This window comes from Pseudomonas sp. UV AK001, from assembly GCF_046097675.1.
Classification (GTDB): domain Bacteria; phylum Pseudomonadota; class Gammaproteobacteria; order Pseudomonadales; family Pseudomonadaceae; genus Aquipseudomonas; species Aquipseudomonas kribbensis.
The window spans coordinates 266,722-283,944 of sequence record NZ_JBJUVZ010000002.1; the positions used below are offsets into that span (position 1 = coordinate 266,722).

The following is a 17,223-nucleotide window of genomic DNA, read 5'->3' on the forward strand; positions in this document are numbered from 1 at the left end:
CGTCAATGAAATTCAAGGATCTTCGGGATTTCGTGCAGCAGCTTGAGCAGCGCGGAGAGTTGAAACGCATCCAGATTCCCGTCTCGCCGGTGCTGGAAATGACTGAAGTGTGCGACCGCACACTGCGGGCCAAGGGCCCGGCGCTGCTGTTCGAGAAGCCGACCGGCTATGACATTCCGGTGCTTGGCAACCTGTTCGGCACCCCCGAACGGGTCGCCATGGGCATGGGCGCCGAGTCCGTCAGCGAACTGCGCGAGATCGGCAAGCTGCTGGCGTTCCTCAAGGAGCCGGAGCCGCCGAAGGGCTTGAAGGATGCGTGGTCGAAGCTGCCGATCTTCCGCAAGATCATTGCGATGGCGCCGAAAGTCGTCAAAGACGCACCCTGCCAGGAAGTGGTCATCGAAGGCGACGACGTCGATCTGGCGATGCTGCCGGTGCAGACCTGCTGGCCGGGCGACGTGGCGCCGCTGATCACCTGGGGCCTGACGGTCACCAAAGGCCCGAACAAGGACCGGCAGAACCTCGGCATCTACCGTCAGCAAGTGATTGGCCGCAACAAGGTCATCATGCGTTGGCTCAGCCACCGTGGCGGCGCGCTGGATTTCCGTGAGTGGTGCGAGAAACACCCGGGCCAGCCGTTTCCGGTTTCGGTGGCGCTCGGCGCGGATCCGGCGACCATTCTCGGTGCGGTCACCCCGGTGCCGGACAGCCTCTCCGAATACGCCTTCGCCGGTCTGCTGCGCGACAGCCGCACGGAGCTGGTGAAGTGCCGTGGCAACGACCTGCAAGTGCCGGCCACCGCCGAAATTATCCTTGAAGGCGTTATCCATCCGGGCGAGATGGCCGATGAAGGCCCGTACGGCGACCACACCGGTTACTACAACGAAGTCGACAGCTTCCCGGTGTTCACCGTCGAGCGCATCACTCACCGGATCAAACCGATCTACCACAGCACCTACACCGGCCGTCCGCCGGATGAGCCGGCGATCCTCGGGGTGGCGCTGAACGAAGTGTTCGTGCCGATCCTGCAGAAGCAGTTCCCGGAGATCACCGACTTCTACCTGCCGCCGGAAGGCTGCTCGTACCGCATGGCCGTGGTGACGATGAAGAAGTCGTATCCGGGCCACGCCAAGCGCGTGATGCTGGGTGTCTGGTCGTTTTTGCGACAGTTCATGTACACCAAGTTCGTTATCGTCACCGACGACGATATCAACGCGCGGGACTGGAACGACGTGATCTGGGCCATCACCACGCGCATGGACCCCAAGCGCGACACGGTGATGATCGACAACACGCCGATCGACTACCTCGACTTCGCTTCGCCGGTGTCGGGACTTGGCTCGAAAATGGGCCTGGATGCCACCCACAAGTGGCCGGGCGAAACCACTCGCGAGTGGGGCCGCGTCATCGTCAAGGATGATGCCGTCACCCAACGGATCGATGCCATCTGGAATCAGTTAGGAATAGATTGATGCGTGTAACCCTGCAGCCCTCCGGAGCGGTGCTCGAGATACGGCCCGGAGAGCGGATTCTCGATGGTGCGCGGCGCCTGGGCTACGAATGCCCGCAAAGTTGCCGCAACGGCAATTGTCATGTATGCGCGGCGCTGCTGGTGGAAGGCCGGGTCGAACAGGCCGGCAAAGTGCATGACCACGGCGAGTTCTACACTTGCATAGCGCAGCCGCTGGAAGACTGCATCCTGCTGTGGGATGGCGTGCTTGCGCTGGGAGAACTGCCGGTGCGCAGCCTGTCGTGTCAGGTCATCGAATGCCGGGACGTCGGTGGCGATACCTGGCGCGTGCGACTGCGGGCGCCGGCCGGCAAGCCGCCGCGTTATCACGCCGGTCAGTACCTGATGATCGAACGCGAGAGCGGCGAGAAATCAGCCTTTTCCATGGCCTCGGCGCCCCACGGCGGTCGAGATTTGGAAATCCACGTCCTGGCCCGCGAAGCCAGTGCCCTGAGCTTGATCGAGCAACTGCAGCGCAATTCGATGGTGCGGGTCGAACTGCCGTTCGGCGACACCCATCTCGCGGAATTGCCGGACGGGCCGCTGGTGCTGATCGCAGCCGGCACCGGCATGGGCCAGATCCACAGCCTGATCGAACATTGCCGGGCCAACGGCTTCAAGCATCCGGTGCATTTGTACTGGGGCGTGCGTCGTCCGGAAGATTTCTATGAAATCGAGCATTGGGACGAATGGCTGAAGCTGCCCAACCTGTTCCTGCACAAGGTCGTCAGCGATCAGTGCGGCTGGGAAGGGCGCTGCGGAATGTTGCATGAGGCGGTGTGCGAGGACTTCCCGGATCTGAAATCCCTGCACGTCTACGCCAGTGGCTCGCCGGCGATGGTCTACGGCACCCTGGATGCGCTGGTGGAAGCCGGGATGGATGCCCACCAGATGCGCGCCGACGTGTTTGCGTATGCGCCGCGCTCTTGAGCCGCGCGAATTGAGTCGCACGATTGAGCCTGCCTGAGTCGCTTTAGAAGCGTACGCCCGTCGTCACCATGGCCGCATTGGCGCCGAGAAACACCAACTCGGCGCCCAGCGGGCCATAGTGGGTGCCAATCGACGGAATGATCACCGGCGCAACGCCGAAGTGATTGAGCGGGATCTTGTCCTTGTAGTCACCCCGATAGCCCTGCAGCAACCCGCCCGTGAGTTTCACGTACACCGGATAATCGGCGCTCTCAAAGCGTTTGCCGGCATAGGCGTAATTGGAGCGCTGGCTGAACGAGTTGCGGAAAGTTGCCCCGCCAAATACCCAGCCGGAAGCTTGATTGCGTTCAATGCCGATCAAGTCCTGATGATTATTGTGTTCGGGGTCGGGTGAGTAATGTTTGGTGTAGACACTGGTTTGTGCGTACCAGAAACCTTTGTCTTCCTGGGAGTCATCCGTGGCCAGTGCCTGGCCGGTCTGAACCAATAACAGTGCGGCCAAAAGCCTCGGTATGTTCATCGTGCAGCCTCGGTTGAACGGGTTGGCTTGCGCCAGAGGAAAGCCGTTTTACGCAGGCGATCAGCGACGGTAAATATGGGAAGTCCGAAATTTTAGTAGGAAAAATCCCGGGACTTCATGAACGAATCCTGAACGAAGCGAGGGCTTAACGATATTTCATTCGGGTATTTAAGATATTTGCGCCATGGTATTAGGCTATATCAAACAAGATAGCCCTCGCGGATAACCCCGAATTAGCGCTATCAAAGGTGTCATACATCCTTTAGCACTTTTCGTTTTACAGTTACTGCTATATGTTCTATCAAGCGAATTGTGCTTACATCTTGTAATACTTGCGGGGCCGAACACTTCCGTCATGACAGCCATAGAATCTGCTTTTCTGAATCTGGCTTACCCTCCGCGGCTCGATCTGGGGCCGCAGCTGACTCACGAACAACTTCTCGCTTCCATGCAATCGACCATGGCACGCCACAAGGGCGGGCCGGTGTGGCTGTTCGCGTATGGTTCGCTGATCTGGCGGCCGGAGTGTTCGGCGGTGGAGCGGGTTCGCGGACGGGTGCATGGCTACCATCGCGGCTTGTACCTGTGGTCCCACGAACATCGCGGTACGCCGGAAATGCCGGGGCTGGTGTTCGGTCTGGATCGCGGCGGTTCGTGCAGCGGCTTCGCCTACCGGTTGCCGGAAGACAACCTGGACAGTGCGCTGTACGCGCTGTGGAAACGCGAAATGCCGTTCCCGTCCTATCGCCCACACTGGCTCAACTGCCGTCTCGAAGATGGCAGTCAGGTGCAGGCCTTGGGATTCGTGTTGGAGCGACACCTGCCCAGCTATGCCGGCAATCTGCCGGATCATGTGCTGAGCCAGGTGTTCGAAAGCGCTTGCGGGCGTTACGGCACCACTCGCGATTATGTCGAGCAGACCGCTCACGCCCTGCGCAGCCACGCCATGCCAGACCGGAATCTGGAGGCGCGGCTCAAGCGCTGCAAGTCAAAAGCCGATCAGGCGACTGCTTCGCGGCTCTGACTGGCGACTTGCTTGTGCCACAGGGTCGGGGCCAGGAAGGCCATCGACAGCAGGCAAGCGCCCACCAGCAGCACGAAACCGCCATCCCAACCGAAATGGTCCACGGTGTAGCCCATCGCTGCACTGGCCGCGACCGAACCACCCAGGTAACCGAACAGACCGGTGAAGCCTGCGGCAGTGCCGGCGGCTTTCTTCGGTGCCAGTTCCAGCGCCTGCAGGCCGATCAGCATCACCGGGCCGTAGATCAGGAAGCCGATGGAGAACAGCGCGATCATGTCGATGGTCGGGTTGCCGGCCGGGTTCAGCCAGTAAACCAGGGTCGCCACGGTCACCAGGGCCATGAACACCATGCCGGTCAGGCCACGGTTGCCACGGAAGATCTTGTCCGACATCCAGCCGCACAGCAGCGTGCCCGGAATGCCCGCCCACTCATAGAAGAAATACGCCCACGAAGTCTTGTCGACGTCGAAGTGCTTGGCTTCCTTGAGGTAGGTCGGCGCCCAGTCCAGTACGCCGTAGCGCAGCAGGTAGACGAAGACGTTGGCCAGGGCGATGTACCAGAGCATTTTGTTGCGCAGCACGTATTTGACGAAGATTTCCTTGGCGCTGAATTCGTCTTCGTGGCTGGCGTCGTAGCCTTCCGGGTAGTCGTTCTTGTACTTCTCGATCGGCGGCAGGCCAACCGATTGCGGGGTGTCACGCATGGTAATGAAGGCAAATGCCGCCACCGCCAGGGCTACCGCCGCCGGTACATAGAACGCCGCGTGCCAGTCGTTGAACAGGCCCATGCCGATCAGGAACAGCGGGCCGATCAGGCCGCCGCCGACGTTGTGCGCCACGTTCCACACGGACACCACGCCGCCGCGCTCCTTCTGCGACCACCAGTGCACCATGGTCCGTCCGCTCGGCGGCCAGCCCATGCCCTGGGCCCAGCCGTTGATGAACAGCAGGATGAACATCATGGTCACGCTGGACGTTGCCCAAGGTGCGAAACCGAAAATGAACATCACCCCCGCCGAGACCAGCAGGCCGAACGGCAGGAAGTAGCGCGGGTTGGAACGGTCGGAGACCAGGCCCATGAGGAACTTGGACAGACCGTAGGCAATCGCGATGGCCGACATCGCCAGACCCAGTTCGCCGCGGGTGTAACCCTCGTCGATCAGGTACGGCATGGCCAGGGAGAAGTTTTTGCGCAGCAGGTAGTAACCCGCGTAGCCAAAGAAGATACCGGCGAAGATCTGCCAGCGCAGGCGTCGGTAGGTACTGTCTATTTTTTCTTCAGGCAATGGAGCCTGATGTGCGGCAGGTCGAAAGAAAGCAAACATTCAAGAGCTCCAGATTTCTTGTTTTGACTGCGGATGCGAATGTTACAGTTTCGTTACCGAAAATAGCACCGGTTCGCATCGGCAAAACAGCGGAAAATGTTGGAAGTCGCACGTTCTTTTACGAACCTGTCGCTCTGCTGTAAGAACAGGGCGTTTTCACCACTTATGAACATGGGCTGGCTTAGACTCGCGATCCGTCGATCGACTGATCAGCAGAGATGAATGATGGCTTTGAAGGTTCGCATGCTCATGCGCCGATTATTGGCGGCGGCGGTTATCGCCGTTGCGGTGCTGGGATTGATTTACGCCGATCACCCGGCCCGGTCCGGTTTGCGCAATGCCACGGTGCTGATCATCCGCCATGCGGAAAAGCCGACTGAAGGATCGGTGCTCAATGTCCGGGGCGAAGAGCGAGCTCGCGCCTATGCCGACTACTTCAATCCATTGAAGCTCGATGGCCAGACACTGACTCCGGAACGGCTGATTGCCGCCGGCGACAGTCCCGAGAGCTCCCGCTCACGTTTGACCCTGACGCCGCTGGCCGAGCGTCTGAACCTGTCTATCGAGCAGCCTTACATCAACGGCGACGTGCATGAACTGGTCAAGCTGTTGCGCAAGAGCAATCAGGCGCCGGTCATCCTGATCGCCTGGCATCACGGGCGCATCAACAAGCTGATTAGCGCGTTCGGTGGCGACAGCACGGCCCTGATGGGCCAGAAAAAATGGCCGGACGAGGTGTACGACTGGATGCTCGTGCTGCGCTTCGATGACAAGGGCCGGATCATCAAGGCTGATAGCCGGAAGGTTCTGGAGCACCTGTTGCCGGGTGATGCTGAGGACGGCAACCAGGGAAACTAATCTGTCAGAAAAATTACCTATGGACGTTCGCGCGGCGTTTTCGCCCGGTTTCCCCTCACCTTTTAGGCAATGTCCTGCATTCAACGCAGAAGCTGCGCCATTCAATTGAAAATCATCACTCCGTAACCTTTGTGATGTTGCCGAATAGGGTGAATCACAAGTAAGGGGGCGGGACCATGCGGTGGTTTTTTGCTTGGCTGTTTATGGTGGTCGGAGGTTCTGCGCTGGCCTCCGAGAAGTTTTTGATCCCGGAAAACAATCCCAAACCGGTCTATCCTCGAATGCTGCAACGGGCGGGCATCACGGGGGAGGTGAAGGTCAGTTTTATCGTCAGGGCGGATGGCTCGGTCGGCGACATCACGATTCGGGAAAGCACTCACCCTGACCTGGCCGAAGCGGTTCGAGTCGCGATAATGCAGTGGCGGTTCAAACCCTGGGTGGTTGAAGGTGAGAAACCTGAGGAGCAGGAAATCGTCGCACCAATGATTTTTCACCTCGATGAACAGCCACTTCATATCAACCAATGGCTGAAAGCAGTTAAATGCCGGGCCGTGACCGATAGCCTTGGAAATATGAGTGAGTTCGATTGGGTAGATTCGGAAATTTTTGTGTATACGCGGGCTTATCTTTCAAATTCAATCAACAGGCGTCAATTGTCGGATGAGGAACGTTTGGCGATGATTGCGAAGATGAACAAGCGAGTTCCGATGATCGTAAGAAGTTGTCGAGAGAACCCGGCACAAGAGTTTATGAGTCTGCTGCCTGTGGAGATTCGAGAGTTACTTTGATTTGTAGCTAGACAGCGCCACAGTGTGTGGCGCTATTTTTTATTACTCTGGTTTAAAGCCAGGTTTGCCGTTTGCCAGGCGCCACTCCTTGATTTCTTCAAGCGCTCCCTCTGGGCTATCTTCGCGCCCTATTGGGCGAGTTAAAACCAGCCGTTTCCTTGGGTGTTCTGTTACTTTTTCAAAATGTCGCATCCGCTTAGAGGAGTACTCACTGTAGGCATCACCCGAAAGTCCACTGTCGTTCTCGAAAAAACCTCTTAAAAAAATTAAGAATTCTGCCTCAGTGTAATCCTCTAACTTATCTTTGAAATTCATTGTGGAGTACCTTCTTTATGCAGTTCTATGTGCGCTTTTGGAGTTAGGATCCTCAGGTTTTCCAGACCGTATACTTCTCCGCCATCAGCGATTCGGTGCTTGTGGTGAATTTCAATTTTTTCTCTGCTGCCGACGGTGTCCCAAGGTTCCGCATAAGGAGCTGCGCCATTGGCCATTTGCTCCAAATCGACTTTACCGAACTGCCGCCGTAGCAATTCATCCGCCGCAACCGCTTTCCAGAAGCTTTCCCTGAATCTATCAAAACTCCTGAACTCCTGGCCACGCAACTGATCGGCGATCTGGGCAGGAACCGGCGAGCCACCTGGTTGTGTCGCGTTACCCAACCAGTTTTCTCCAACCACCTGTCCTTCGCCTGTCGCCGTACCTGGTTCATAATGCGGGCCGCCGCGAGTGGCCATTATGTAGATGGGTTCGATCCCCGACTCTATCGGAAACTCCAGGATGTAATCATCAGGATCGTCAAAGTCGCAGGAGGGGTGTTCGTCTACTCGCCCCTCGATTTGTGTGACTCTCGCTCCGGGATAAATTCGGATACCGGAGTCGGTAGCCGGCAGATCGGTGCTGTTCAATAACTCATCACCTGGCGGTGAATCAGGCGTCCAGCTCAGCGTAATCGGGATCAAGCCCTCGGTAGTAAACGTGTAACGTTTTGTTTGGGGGTCAAAACTGGCTTGCCTGACCCGCACTCCAAAGCGGCTTTTGGGCGACTCAAGATAGAGTCGTGTGTGTTCTCCTCGGGCGGATGCCACTACGCGGTGCCGCAGCCAGTAGAGGAGAGCAGGTGTTCCAGATGGGGAGTATTCACGCTCGGGATAAAACTGAGACAGCGGTATGGTGACTACCAAGGGATTGCGCTGTAGCTCGCCGTTACCAAGTGTCGGAGTGTAGAAAATTGAAGCCAGAAAGACGCCGATTGGCCCGCTGGTGAGGGTCGTGCGTAGGTCATTCAGGGAACCGAGTGCTTCAGCGAGTGAGAAAGGTGAGCCTTCATACCCGGAAATCAGGCCGTCTGCGGTGATGACAAGTGGTCGAACGGCAGCACTCGTGCCGTCAATCAAGGGTATTTGTACTTTATCGATTTTGTGTTTCTGGCGAGTTAACGCCTTGATTTCTTCTTTAGCGTTATTCAATGCGCTCCAACGTTTTTCGCTTCCCGGGGTCTTGTAGTAGCCACCGACCTCTCTTTCCGCTTTGGACACTGTGAGGTATGCGGCATGGAGCGCTTGATAACGGTCTTTTGTCCAACGCAGTTTCTCATCGATGCCTTCTGGTCGGTTTTGAGAGAGTTGACGCAGCTTCGAATCAAACTCAGCTGCAACGATCGAAGCTTCGACCTGTTTTCTTCTCCGATCGGCTTGCTGTGCTGCTTTACGTTGCCTGGCTTCCTTTTTTCTCGCTTCCTGCAGTGCGTCTTCTCTGGCTTCTAGTTCAGCTTGCGCGATCTGGGCTGCGATCTTGGCCGCGTGCTCAGCCTCGGCTTGTGCTTTCTCTCGTTTGATTATTGCTGTTTCTTGTGCTGCCTGAGCTTGCGCGGCGCGTTGTTCCGCAGCGGCTCTGGCCGCGATCTCTGCTTGTCGGGCTGCAGCCTGCTGAGATTCCAACACTGCAATTGTGGTGGAGAGTTGGTTGGACTTCTCAGTTAACAATCGAATGGATTCAGATAAAACCAATGCCGAGTAAGCGGCCGCGTAGGAAGTGCTCCAAGCCTGAAAAACATGGGAAGGTCGTTGCTTGGGGACTCGTTCGATCGATGCGAGCAAGTCATGCATGGATCTGGCTAATGGGTCGCTACCGTAAAATGCATTAGCTTGATTGATAACGCTTTTGCGTTCGGCATCTTTTCCAAGTGTCAGTAAATCTACAATGTATTTCTCATGTTTCTTCGACTCTATGGAGTGAGGTGAACTGGCTGTATGGTGGTTTTTTGTTATGTTGGATACTTCGTGATCCAATGCCCGGGGGAGCGACTGAATGGTGACTCTGTATTCCTCTTCTATTATGGGTTTTAGCTTTTCGGCTGTGGTAACCAGATCTAGTTTAAGTACCGCATTAAAATATTTGGCGCTGTCATATCGCTGCGCTAAATAAGGCTGGCGAACTATGCTCAGTGCCCTGTCGTGTGGACTTAAGGAATAATCCTGTGGTGGTCGTTTGATATGTACTGCGTCTATCGGCTTTGGTTGGTCGCCAATATAAATCGGGCCGATGTCATGCGGAGGTGGTCTTTGCATAAATAACTCTCCATGTTTTGTTTTGGCACAATAAATGGGAGAGCATCCAGCAAGTGCGGTACATATATGTTTCGTTTTTTGTGGGCGGTAATTGACTGTTGAATGCAGGTAGTGAGTGAGGGCGCTTTCCAGGCGCCCTTCGGGTTGTCTCAGCGCACCTGCACCACAACCTTGCCCACAGCCTTGCGCTGTCCAAGATCATTGATCGCCTGTGCCGCCTCACTCAGCGGATAGACCTGCGACACCAGCGGCTTCAGCTTGCCCTCGGCGAACCAGCCAAACAGTTGCTGGAAGTTCGCCGCGTTGTCCTGTGGCTGACGCTGCGCGAAGGAGCCCCAGAACACGCCGAGCACGGCCGCGCCCTTGAGCAGGGCGAGGTTGACCGGCAGTTCGGGGATGCGTCCGCTGGCGAAGCCGACCACCAGCAGGCGGCCGTTCCAGGCGATGGCGCGGATGGCCTGGTCGAACAGGTCGCCGCCGACCGGATCGTAGATCACGTCGGCGCCCTGGCCGTCGGTCAGGCGCTTGATTTCGTCCTTGAGGCTGGTTTCGCTGTAGTTGATCAGCTCGTCGGCGCCAGCGGCCTTGGCCACGGCGAGTTTTTCGGCGCTGCTGGCGGCGGCGATGACCCGGGCGCCCATGGCTTTGCCGATCTCCACGGCGGCCAGGCCGACACCTCCGGAGGCACCGAGTACCAGCAGGGTTTCCCCCGGTTGCAGGTTGCCGCGCTGCTTGAGCGCGTGCATCGAGGTGCCATAGGTCATGCTGAACGCGGCGGCGGTGTTGAAATCCATCGACGGTGGAATCGGCAGCACGTTATAGCCCGGCACGGCGACCTGCTCGGCAAAGCTGCCCCAGCCGGTCAGGGCCATGACCCGGTCACCAATCTTGAGGTGACTGATCTTTTCACCGACTTCGCGGACCACGCCAGCCGCTTCGCCACCCGGGGAAAACGGGAAGGGCGGCTTGAACTGGTACTTGCCCTCGATGATCAGCGTGTCCGGGAAGTTGACCCCGGCGGCGTGCACGTCCAGCAGGATTTCGTTCTTCTTCGCGACAGGACTGGCGACGTCTTCCAGCACCAGCGATTCGGCAGGGCCGAAGGCTTTGCACAGCACGGCTTTCATCAGGGCTATTCCTTTGGGAGTGATGGCCGATAAGTGTAGGTGTGGCAGTCAACGGGTCAACGAGCATGCCCGGCCCTGATAGTCCGCCATAAGCTTGTGCTTGCGCGGCGGGTCGTTATGCTAGGCCGCAAACCGGATAAGGAGCGAATTGTGAAAGCGTGGATCATGTTGTTGCTGGCCCTGTCTCTGCCTGTGGCAGCGCTGGCCGAAGAAGCCAAAGAAGGCGAGGCGCCGAAGGTCAACTACATCACCCTGAGCCCGCCGTTCGTGGGCAACTACGGGCTGGACGGCACGCCGAAGCTCAAGGTCTACAAGGCCGACGTGGCGTTGCGGGTGACCGGCGACGAGGCGACCAAACTGGTCAAGGCCAACGAGCCGCTGATCCGCAATCAACTGGTGGCGCTGTTCACTCAGCAGACCACCGACGCGATGGGCAGCATCGAAGGCAAGGAAAAGCTGCGTCAGGAAGCCTTGAAGCAGACCCAGCAAGTGATGAATGACGAGACCGGCAAGCCGGTGGTTGAAGATCTGCTGTTCAACAACCTGATCATTCAGTAAGGCTGGACCCGCAGGAGTCGGCTTCCGGCTCCTGCGAAGAAGCGATCAACGCAACGCGATCACCGCCGCCCACTGCTCGGCCGTCACCGGCATCACCGACAGCCGCGAGCCCTTCTGCACCAGTGGCATCTCGGCCAGCGCGGTCTGCTGCTTCAGATAATCGAGCTTCAACACCCGGGCAAACGTCTCGGCATGGGCGACATCGATCGCGCTCCAGGCGTTTTTCTCCGGCGTGGCTTTGGGGTCGAAGTAATGGCTCTCCGGTTCCAGTGCGGTGGGATCCGGGTACGCGGCTTCGATGATCCTGCCGATTCCGGCAATGCCCGGCTCAGGGCAGCTGGAGTGATAGAAAAAGAACTCGTCCCCCACCGCCATGGCCCGCAGGAAATTGCGCGCCTGATAGTTGCGCACCCCGTCCCAGCGCGCCTTGCCGAGTTTTTCCAGACCCTTGATCGAGAGTTCGTCGGGCTCGGATTTCATCAGCCAGTAGGCCATGGTGGTTGCTCCTGAAACGGTCATTGGGCAGGTTGTCGGGCAATTTTATGACAAACCGACAGTCGGTTGACGCCAGCATTTGCGCAGAGGTTCACGTTGTCGCAAAATGCCGGCCTTTAAAGCTTGACGCTGCTGCACGGCCTACGAATGGAAACCGCTGCTGTCATCGTGATGATGTGCCTTGAGGGGGGCAATCGATGAAACGCAAACCGGATTTGCTGTGGACTTTGGTGATTTTGTTCGGCCTTGGCGTCGTGACCACCGGTTATGCGCAAAGTCTGTGGGCCAACAAGGCCGATGCTCCGATTGAAGTGGCGCAACAAGTACAGCAGTCGACAGCGTTCAAACGCTGATCCCGTCTTCCCGACGCCGCTGATTCCCTCGCGGCGTCTATCCTGCGAAATACCACGCCTTGTCGGTCACCGTTCCCTGCAACGGTACATCCCAGCTGGCCTGCGCCAGTCGTTCGACTTTCTGACATTCATGGGCCAGCCCCAGCAGCGTCGGCTTGCGCCAGTTCTGGCGGCGAGCCAGGTACGCGAGGCTGCGGTCGTAGAATCCGCCGCCCATCCCCAGTCGCCCGCCGACATCGTCAAACCCTACCAATGGCAACAACACCAGATCCAGTGCCCAGATCTTGCGCTGACGGGCGACATTGACCCGAGGTTCGAGAATACGAAAACGGTTGGGCCGCAGCTTTTCGCCGGGGCGGATCTGCTGAAAGACCATTTTGGTCCGCGGCCAGGCACTCAACACCGGCAGGTAGGTTTTCTTGCCGCGACGCTGGGCGGCGCGCAGCAACAGGCGCGGGTCGATCTCGCCGTCGGTGGGCAGGTACAGGGAAATGTGTTTCGCCCGGCGAAAGTGCGGGTCCTGCGCGAGTTGTTTGTACAGACCTTCGGCGGCCGCGCGTTGCTGACTTGGTGTCAGGGAGCGGCGGGCCTTGCGCAGCAGGCGGCGCAGTTGGGGACGGGGCAGCAGCGCGGGTTCGGTCATGGTCGGCTTCGGCAGGGTGGGGACGAAAACGTACGCATAAAAAATCCGATGCCGGCATGCACCGGCATCGGATTCGAATCAGGCTCCCCGGATGAGCCGCTGTCGACTTAGCCCTTGAACCCGAGAGTTCAAGGTGGAGGATGCAGTAGGCTTTAAGGCTTTCCGTCTGGCGGACATGCACACCAGCCCAACGTGCAACCCCCAGGGTAGTGCAAATCGGCTCAGGGACATCGTCAACTGGCAAGCACCCCAGGGAGTGCGGCGAGTATACCTCAAGCGGCCTGGCGAATCAGCCCTTGCTGATGTCCGGATCGTCGGCCAGCACCAGATCGACACGATCGAGCAAGTCACGCACCTGTTCACGGGTCGAGCCGCTGGCCTGGATGTCCGGGCGCTCTTCTTTGTGCAAGAGATCGTGGGTGATGTTCAACGCGGCCATCACGGCGATGCGGTCGGCGCCGATGACTTTGCCGCTGCTGCGGATCTCGCGCATCTTGCCGTCCAGGTAACGCGCGGCACTGACCAGATTGCTGCGTTCTTCCTGGGGACAGATGATCGAATATTCTTTGTCGAGGATCTGCACGGTAACGCTATTGCTTGAACTCATGAGTCTTGCTCCAGGGCCTTGAGGCGCGAAATCATCGACTCGACCTTACGCCGGGCGATTTCGTTTTTTTCAATGAGGTGCGCGCGTTCCTCGCGCCAGGTCTTTTCCTGAGCTAGTAAGAGTGCGTTTTGACTCTTTAGTTGCTCGACCCGAGTAATCAGCAGTTCGAGTCTGGCCATCAGCGCTTGCAGGTCGGTGTCTTCCATTGTGTCCACTGATTCGGTCTGATGGGTTTGGCTGGGGGACAGCCTTTAATGGTCTTGGCGAGTCTGTCGATGTAGGATACAAGGCCTTCATTCTAGACATAGCGCCGTCTGGCGCCTAGCTGCCCATGCCCATTCAGAATTCCCCGTACCAAGCCTTCGCCACCCTGCTGACTGCCAGCGGTCACAACGTCTCGCCTGCCGAACTGCATGGCCTGCTGCTCGGCCGCAGCTGCGCCGGTGCCGGCTTCAATGCCGAAGAATGGCTGATCGACGCCGCCGAGCTGCTCGAAAGCGAGCCGCAGGACAACGTTCGCAACGCGCTCATCGGCCTGCAGGAAATGGTCAAGGGCGAGCTCACCGGCGACGACGTGACCGTCGTGCTGCTGTTGCCGACCGACGATGTGCCGCTGGCCGATCGTGCCGCCGCACTGGGCGAATGGTGCCAGGGTTTCCTCACCGGTTTCGGCCTGAACTGCCGCGACAGCAGCATGCTGAGCACCGAGGCCACCGAGGTGTTGCAGGATCTGGCAGCGATCTCCCAGGTGCAAGATGCCCTGGAAGAATCCGAAGACGGCGAAAGCGACTACATGGAAGTCATGGAGTACCTGCGTGTAGCGCCGCTGCTGCTGTTCTCCGAAACCAAGAAAGCCGACGTGCCGCCAGCCGCCAAGCCGTCGCTGCACTGATCGCGTGCCAGGGAAAGCCATCTGCCCATGATCCATATCCCGAAAGCGGAATACGCCCGTCGCCGCAAGGCACTCATGGCGCAGATGGAACCCAACAGCATCGCCATCCTGCCCGCCGCCGCGGTTGCCATTCGCAACCGTGACGTCGAGCACGTCTACCGCCAGGACAGCGACTTCCAGTACCTGAGCGGTTTCCCCGAGCCGCAGGCAGTCATCGTCCTGATGCCCGGTCGCGAGCACGGCGAATACGTACTGTTCTGCCGTGAGCGCAATGCCGAACGCGAACTCTGGGACGGCCTGCGCGCCGGCCAGGAAGGCGCAATTGGCGACTTTGGCGCCGACGACGCGTTCCCCATCACTGATATCGACGACATCCTGCCGGGCCTGATCGAAGGTCGCGACCGGGTGTATTCGGCCATGGGCAGCAACCCGGAATTCGACCGTCACCTGATGGACTGGATCAACGTGATCCGCTCCAAGGCGCACCTCGGTGCCCAGCCGCCGAACGAATTCGTTGCCCTGGATCACCTGCTGCACGACATGCGCCTGTATAAATCGGCGGCAGAAGTGAAGGTGATGCGCGAAGCGGCGCGGATTTCCGCTCAGGCCCACATTCGGGCAATGCAGGCCAGCCGTGCCGGCCTCTACGAATACAGCCTCGAAGCCGAGCTGGATTACGAGTTCCGCAAGGGCGGGGCGAAGATGCCGGCTTATGGCTCGATCGTCGCTGCCGGGCGCAACAGCTGCATCCTGCATTACCAGCAGAATGACGCGCTGCTCAAGGATGGTGACCTGGTGCTGATCGACGCCGGTTGCGAAATCGACTGCTACGCCAGCGACATTACGCGGACGTGGCCGGTCAACGGCAAGTTTTCCGCCGAGCAGAAAGCGATCTACGAATTGGTGTTGGCCTCCCAGGAAGCCGCGTTCGCCGAAATCGCCCCGAACAAGCACTGGAACCAGGCGCACGAAGCGACTGTTCGGGTCATCACCACCGGGCTGGTGCAGCTGGGGTTGTTGCAGGGCGAGGTGGACGAGTTGATCGCCTCCGAGGCCTACAAGGTGTTTTACATGCACCGCGCCGGCCACTGGCTGGGCATGGATGTGCATGACGTCGGCGAGTACAGGGTCGGCGGCGAATGGCGGGTGCTGGAAGTCGGCATGGCGCTGACCGTGGAGCCGGGCATCTACATCGCCCCGGACAATCAGAACGTAGCGAAGAAATGGCGCGGCATTGGCGTGCGCATCGAGGACGACGTGGTAGTGACCAAGAGCGGTTGTGAAATCCTGACCGGCGGTGTGCCGAAAACCGTCGCCGAGATCGAAGCCCTGATGGCGCAAGCACGGACACACGCGGCATGAGTCGGGTCAATCTGGCAATCATCGGTGGCGGTCTGGTCGGTGCCAGTCTGGCGTTGGCCTTGCAGGCCGGGGCCAAGGCCCGGGGCTGGAAGATCGTGCTGATCGAACCGTTCGCCCCCGGCGACAGCTGGCAGCCGAGCTACGACGCACGTTCGTCGGCGCTGTCCTTCGGCTCGCGGCAGATCTATCAGCGGCTGGGCGTGTGGCAGGAAATCTCCCGCCGCGCCGAGCCGATCAAGCAGATTCATGTGTCCGACCGTGGACGTTTTTCCACCGCCCGACTGTCGGCGATGGAAGAGGGCGTCCCGGCGCTCGGCTATGTCGTGGAAAACGCCTGGCTCGGCCACAGCCTGTGGCAACACCTCGACAAAGACGTGATCAGTTGGCGCTGCCCGGCGGAAGTCATCCGTATGGAGCCGCTGCCGGACGGCTATCGCCTGACCCTCAACGATGAGACCACGGTCGAATGCGATCTGGCGGTGCTCGCCGATGGCGGCCGTTCCGGCCTTCGCGAACAACTTGGCATCAACGTGCGCAAGCGCCCGTACAACCAGAGCGCGCTGATCGCCAACATCACCCCGAGTGAAGCGCACAACGGCATGGCCTTCGAGCGCTTCACCGACGAAGGCCCGATGGCGCTGCTGCCGCTGCCGGAAAACCGCTGCGCGCTGGTCTGGACCCGTCTGGGCATGGACGCGCAACGTCTGGCAGACCTGAGTGATCGTGATTTCCTCAGCGAGCTGCAAGGCGTGTTTGGTTACCGTCTCGGCACTTTGAAGCAGGTCGGCGCGCGGCATCTGTACCCGCTGTCGCTGGTGGAAGCCGAAGAGCAGGTGCGTTCGCACCTCGCCGTACTCGGCAACGCCGCCCACAGCCTGCATCCGATTGCCGGTCAGGGTTTCAACCTGTCCCTGCGCGATGCCGATGCGTTGGCTGCCGCGCTGCTGGCCAGCGACAAACCGCTGGGAGATTTCGCCACGCTGCAGGCCTATCGCGAGCGCCAGCGCCTCGATCAGGACCTCACCGTAGGTTTCTCCGATCAGGTGACGCGCCTGTTCGGCAGCACTCAGCCGCTGGTGTCGCTGGGGCGCAACATCGGCCTGCTCGGCCTCGATCTGCTGCCGCCGGCCAAACGCTGGTTCGCCCGTCAGGCCATGGGGCTGGGGACGCGGCCGGATGCGTGAGTGGCTGATCAGACAGTTTGGCAAGGCGCGGCTGATGCGCTGGATCATGACGTTCTACCCGCCGTACTTCGGCGCCGGGGTCCGGGTGAAGCACATCAGCGATGACTTTCGTGACATCCAGGTCTCGATGGGCCTGGGTTGGTACAACCGCAATTACGTCGGCACCCAGTTCGGCGGCAGTCTGTATTCGATGGTCGATCCGTTCTTCATGTTGATGCTCATGGAGAACCTCGGGTCGAAGTACATCGTCTGGGACAAGGCAGCGGACATTGACTTCATTGCGCCGGGCAAAGGCCCGGTGTTCGCCCGGTTCAACATCGACGACACCCTGCTCGACGAGATCCGTCGGCAGACCGCCAGTGGCGAGAAATACCTGCCGCAGTTGCAGGTCGACATTCATGACGGCGCCGGCAACCTGGTGGCGCGGGTCGGTAAAACCCTTTACGTGCGGCTCAAGCCGCAAGCGAGACAGGCTTAAAG

20 protein-coding genes and 1 other RNA gene are annotated in these 17,223 nt (G+C 59.1%); 11 read left to right on the plus strand and 10 right to left on the minus strand.

The genetic code is table 11. The annotated features are described in order from the left end of the window. Window positions 1–5: 5 nt before the first annotated feature. Window positions 6–1,472: a 4-hydroxy-3-polyprenylbenzoate decarboxylase gene (gene ubiD / locus ACKLNA_RS09225; protein WP_007951823.1), complete on the plus strand. Its 1,467-nt coding sequence runs from the start codon at window positions 6–8 to the stop codon at window positions 1,470–1,472. Beyond that, window positions 1,472–2,440, plus strand: a complete 969-nt coding sequence (locus ACKLNA_RS09230) for a CDP-6-deoxy-delta-3,4-glucoseen reductase (protein ID WP_085708962.1) — start codon at window positions 1,472–1,474, stop codon at window positions 2,438–2,440. Before ubiD ends, ACKLNA_RS09230 begins: the two co-directional genes overlap by 1 nt. 43 nt (window positions 2,441–2,483) lie before the next feature. On the opposite strand, the gene ACKLNA_RS09235 is transcribed toward ACKLNA_RS09230, so the two are convergent. Continuing rightward, window positions 2,484–2,960 carry a sn-glycerol-3-phosphate transporter gene (locus ACKLNA_RS09235; protein ID WP_408985686.1) on the minus strand — a complete coding sequence of 159 codons (477 nt, stop codon included), beginning with the start codon at window positions 2,958–2,960 and terminating at the stop codon, window positions 2,484–2,486. A gap of 355 nt (window positions 2,961–3,315) precedes the next feature. Here ACKLNA_RS09235 and ACKLNA_RS09240 point away from each other — a divergent pair, with 355 nt between their 5' ends. Beyond that, the gene (locus tag ACKLNA_RS09240; protein ID WP_085708964.1) at window positions 3,316–3,984 is read left to right on the plus strand and encodes a gamma-glutamylcyclotransferase; all 669 of its coding nucleotides are present in this window, start codon (window positions 3,316–3,318) and stop codon (window positions 3,982–3,984) included. Here the strand turns inward: ACKLNA_RS09240 and glpT are convergent. Next, window positions 3,960–5,309: a glycerol-3-phosphate transporter gene (glpT, locus tag ACKLNA_RS09245; protein WP_169432397.1), complete on the minus strand. Its 1,350-nt coding sequence runs from the start codon at window positions 5,307–5,309 to the stop codon at window positions 3,960–3,962. The two genes, ACKLNA_RS09240 and glpT, sit on opposite strands and share 25 nt — an antisense overlap. A gap of 225 nt (window positions 5,310–5,534) precedes the next feature. Here glpT and ACKLNA_RS09250 point away from each other — a divergent pair, with 225 nt between their 5' ends. Together ACKLNA_RS09250 and ACKLNA_RS09255 are read left to right on the plus strand one after the other, a co-directional pair. Beyond that, window positions 5,535–6,167, plus strand: a complete 633-nt coding sequence (locus ACKLNA_RS09250) for a flagellar basal body-associated protein FliL (protein WP_408985687.1) — start codon at window positions 5,535–5,537, stop codon at window positions 6,165–6,167. Between the two features lie 176 nt (window positions 6,168–6,343). Next, window positions 6,344–6,955: an energy transducer TonB gene (locus ACKLNA_RS09255; RefSeq protein ID WP_408985688.1), complete on the plus strand. Its 612-nt coding sequence runs from the start codon at window positions 6,344–6,346 to the stop codon at window positions 6,953–6,955. Between the two features lie 42 nt (window positions 6,956–6,997). Here the strand turns inward: ACKLNA_RS09255 and ACKLNA_RS09260 are convergent, their stop codons facing one another. The 3 genes from ACKLNA_RS09260 to ACKLNA_RS09270 form a co-directional block, all read right to left on the minus strand. Beyond that, complete coding sequence (locus tag ACKLNA_RS09260) at window positions 6,998–7,270, minus strand: bacteriocin immunity protein (protein WP_408985689.1); 273 nt, start codon at window positions 7,268–7,270, stop codon at window positions 6,998–7,000. After that, window positions 7,267–9,522, minus strand: coding sequence for an S-type pyocin domain-containing protein (locus ACKLNA_RS09265; RefSeq protein WP_408985690.1), 2,256 nt, complete (start codon window positions 9,520–9,522; stop codon window positions 7,267–7,269). The genes ACKLNA_RS09260 and ACKLNA_RS09265 overlap by 4 nt, the downstream gene beginning before the upstream one ends. A 149-nt stretch (window positions 9,523–9,671) precedes the next feature. Then, window positions 9,672–10,649 carry an NADPH:quinone oxidoreductase family protein gene (locus ACKLNA_RS09270; RefSeq protein WP_085708967.1) on the minus strand — a complete coding sequence of 326 codons (978 nt, stop codon included), beginning with the start codon at window positions 10,647–10,649 and terminating at the stop codon, window positions 9,672–9,674. A gap of 150 nt (window positions 10,650–10,799) precedes the next feature. Here ACKLNA_RS09270 and ACKLNA_RS09275 point away from each other — a divergent pair, with 150 nt between their 5' ends. Then, window positions 10,800–11,207 (plus strand): flagellar basal body-associated protein FliL, encoded by a 408-nt coding sequence (locus tag ACKLNA_RS09275; RefSeq protein ID WP_065259922.1) that lies wholly within the window; start codon window positions 10,800–10,802, stop codon window positions 11,205–11,207. A 45-nt stretch (window positions 11,208–11,252) separates the two neighbouring features. On the opposite strand, the gene ACKLNA_RS09280 is transcribed toward ACKLNA_RS09275, so the two are convergent. Further along, window positions 11,253–11,702 carry an EVE domain-containing protein gene (locus ACKLNA_RS09280; protein ID WP_408985691.1) on the minus strand — a complete coding sequence of 150 codons (450 nt, stop codon included), beginning with the start codon at window positions 11,700–11,702 and terminating at the stop codon, window positions 11,253–11,255. 197 nt (window positions 11,703–11,899) lie between these two features. Here ACKLNA_RS09280 and ACKLNA_RS09285 point away from each other — a divergent pair, with 197 nt between their 5' ends. Beyond that, entirely contained in the window at window positions 11,900–12,055 is a 156-nt protein-coding gene (locus ACKLNA_RS09285; RefSeq protein WP_007911192.1) for a hypothetical protein, read from the plus strand. Between the two features lie 37 nt (window positions 12,056–12,092). Here ACKLNA_RS09285 and ACKLNA_RS09290 read toward each other — a convergent pair whose 3' ends face one another. The 4 genes from ACKLNA_RS09290 to ACKLNA_RS09305 all read right to left on the minus strand — a co-directional run bounded on the left by ACKLNA_RS09290 (window position 12,093) and on the right by ACKLNA_RS09305 (window position 13,511). Further along, entirely contained in the window at window positions 12,093–12,698 is a 606-nt protein-coding gene (locus ACKLNA_RS09290) for a 5-formyltetrahydrofolate cyclo-ligase (protein ID WP_134828460.1), read from the minus strand. Between the two features lie 80 nt (window positions 12,699–12,778). Further along, window positions 12,779–12,957: non-coding RNA, 6S RNA (gene ssrS, locus ACKLNA_RS09295), on the minus strand. Between the two features lie 30 nt (window positions 12,958–12,987). After that, window positions 12,988–13,305 (minus strand): cell division protein ZapA, encoded by a 318-nt coding sequence (locus ACKLNA_RS09300; protein WP_007967943.1) that lies wholly within the window; start codon window positions 13,303–13,305, stop codon window positions 12,988–12,990. Beyond that, the gene (locus ACKLNA_RS09305) at window positions 13,302–13,511 is read right to left on the minus strand and encodes a TIGR02449 family protein (RefSeq protein ID WP_007940359.1); all 210 of its coding nucleotides are present in this window, start codon (window positions 13,509–13,511) and stop codon (window positions 13,302–13,304) included. The genes ACKLNA_RS09300 and ACKLNA_RS09305 overlap by 4 nt, the downstream gene beginning before the upstream one ends. Window positions 13,512–13,636: 125 nt before the next feature. Here ACKLNA_RS09305 and ACKLNA_RS09310 point away from each other — a divergent pair, with 125 nt between their 5' ends. Genes ACKLNA_RS09310 through ACKLNA_RS09325 form a run of 4 tightly spaced genes read left to right on the plus strand, consistent with a single transcriptional unit; the run spans window position 13,637 to window position 17,221 of the window. Beyond that, entirely contained in the window at window positions 13,637–14,197 is a 561-nt protein-coding gene (locus tag ACKLNA_RS09310) for a YecA family protein (protein WP_085708970.1), read from the plus strand. Window positions 14,198–14,224: 27 nt separating this feature from the next. After that, window positions 14,225–15,559 carry a Xaa-Pro aminopeptidase gene (pepP, locus tag ACKLNA_RS09315; RefSeq protein WP_408985692.1) on the plus strand — a complete coding sequence of 445 codons (1,335 nt, stop codon included), beginning with the start codon at window positions 14,225–14,227 and terminating at the stop codon, window positions 15,557–15,559. Continuing rightward, on the plus strand, window positions 15,556–16,743 hold the full coding sequence (gene ubiH / locus ACKLNA_RS09320) for a 2-octaprenyl-6-methoxyphenyl hydroxylase (RefSeq protein ID WP_085708972.1): 1,188 nt from the start codon (window positions 15,556–15,558) through the stop codon (window positions 16,741–16,743). The genes pepP and ubiH overlap by 4 nt, the downstream gene beginning before the upstream one ends. Next, window positions 16,736–17,221, plus strand: a complete 486-nt coding sequence (locus ACKLNA_RS09325) for a DUF4442 domain-containing protein (protein ID WP_408985693.1) — start codon at window positions 16,736–16,738, stop codon at window positions 17,219–17,221. Before ubiH ends, ACKLNA_RS09325 begins: the two co-directional genes overlap by 8 nt. Window positions 17,222–17,223: the final 2 nt, after the last annotated feature.

Bases quoted from the DNA above. Each gene is read 5' to 3' on its own strand.
- ACKLNA_RS09250 (WP_408985687.1), top strand. From the start codon at position 5,535: ATGGCTTTGAAGGTTCGCATGCTCATGCGCCGATTATTGGCGGCGGCG.
- ACKLNA_RS09290 (WP_134828460.1), bottom strand. From the start codon at position 12,698: ATGACCGAACCCGCGCTGCTGCCCCGTCCCCAACTGCGCCGCCTGCTG.
- pepP (WP_408985692.1), top strand. From the start codon at position 14,225: ATGATCCATATCCCGAAAGCGGAATACGCCCGTCGCCGCAAGGCACTC.
- glpT (WP_169432397.1), bottom strand. From the start codon at position 5,309: ATGTTTGCTTTCTTTCGACCTGCCGCACATCAGGCTCCATTGCCTGAA.
- ACKLNA_RS09230 (WP_085708962.1), top strand. From the start codon at position 1,472: ATGCGTGTAACCCTGCAGCCCTCCGGAGCGGTGCTCGAGATACGGCCC.
- ACKLNA_RS09325 (WP_408985693.1), top strand. From the start codon at position 16,736: ATGCGTGAGTGGCTGATCAGACAGTTTGGCAAGGCGCGGCTGATGCGC.
- ACKLNA_RS09255 (WP_408985688.1), top strand. From the start codon at position 6,344: ATGCGGTGGTTTTTTGCTTGGCTGTTTATGGTGGTCGGAGGTTCTGCG.
- ACKLNA_RS09310 (WP_085708970.1), top strand. From the start codon at position 13,637: ATGCCCATTCAGAATTCCCCGTACCAAGCCTTCGCCACCCTGCTGACT.
- ACKLNA_RS09305 (WP_007940359.1), bottom strand. From the start codon at position 13,511: ATGGAAGACACCGACCTGCAAGCGCTGATGGCCAGACTCGAACTGCTG.
- ACKLNA_RS09280 (WP_408985691.1), bottom strand. From the start codon at position 11,702: ATGGCCTACTGGCTGATGAAATCCGAGCCCGACGAACTCTCGATCAAG.
- ACKLNA_RS09270 (WP_085708967.1), bottom strand. From the start codon at position 10,649: ATGAAAGCCGTGCTGTGCAAAGCCTTCGGCCCTGCCGAATCGCTGGTG.
- ubiH (WP_085708972.1), top strand. From the start codon at position 15,556: ATGAGTCGGGTCAATCTGGCAATCATCGGTGGCGGTCTGGTCGGTGCC.
- ubiD (WP_007951823.1), top strand. From the start codon at position 6: ATGAAATTCAAGGATCTTCGGGATTTCGTGCAGCAGCTTGAGCAGCGC.
- ACKLNA_RS09240 (WP_085708964.1), top strand. From the start codon at position 3,316: ATGACAGCCATAGAATCTGCTTTTCTGAATCTGGCTTACCCTCCGCGG.
- ACKLNA_RS09285 (WP_007911192.1), top strand. From the start codon at position 11,900: ATGAAACGCAAACCGGATTTGCTGTGGACTTTGGTGATTTTGTTCGGC.
- ACKLNA_RS09265 (WP_408985690.1), bottom strand. From the start codon at position 9,522: ATGCAAAGACCACCTCCGCATGACATCGGCCCGATTTATATTGGCGAC.
- ACKLNA_RS09260 (WP_408985689.1), bottom strand. From the start codon at position 7,270: ATGAATTTCAAAGATAAGTTAGAGGATTACACTGAGGCAGAATTCTTA.
- ACKLNA_RS09235 (WP_408985686.1), bottom strand. From the start codon at position 2,960: ATGAACATACCGAGGCTTTTGGCCGCACTGTTATTGGTTCAGACCGGC.
- ACKLNA_RS09300 (WP_007967943.1), bottom strand. From the start codon at position 13,305: ATGAGTTCAAGCAATAGCGTTACCGTGCAGATCCTCGACAAAGAATAT.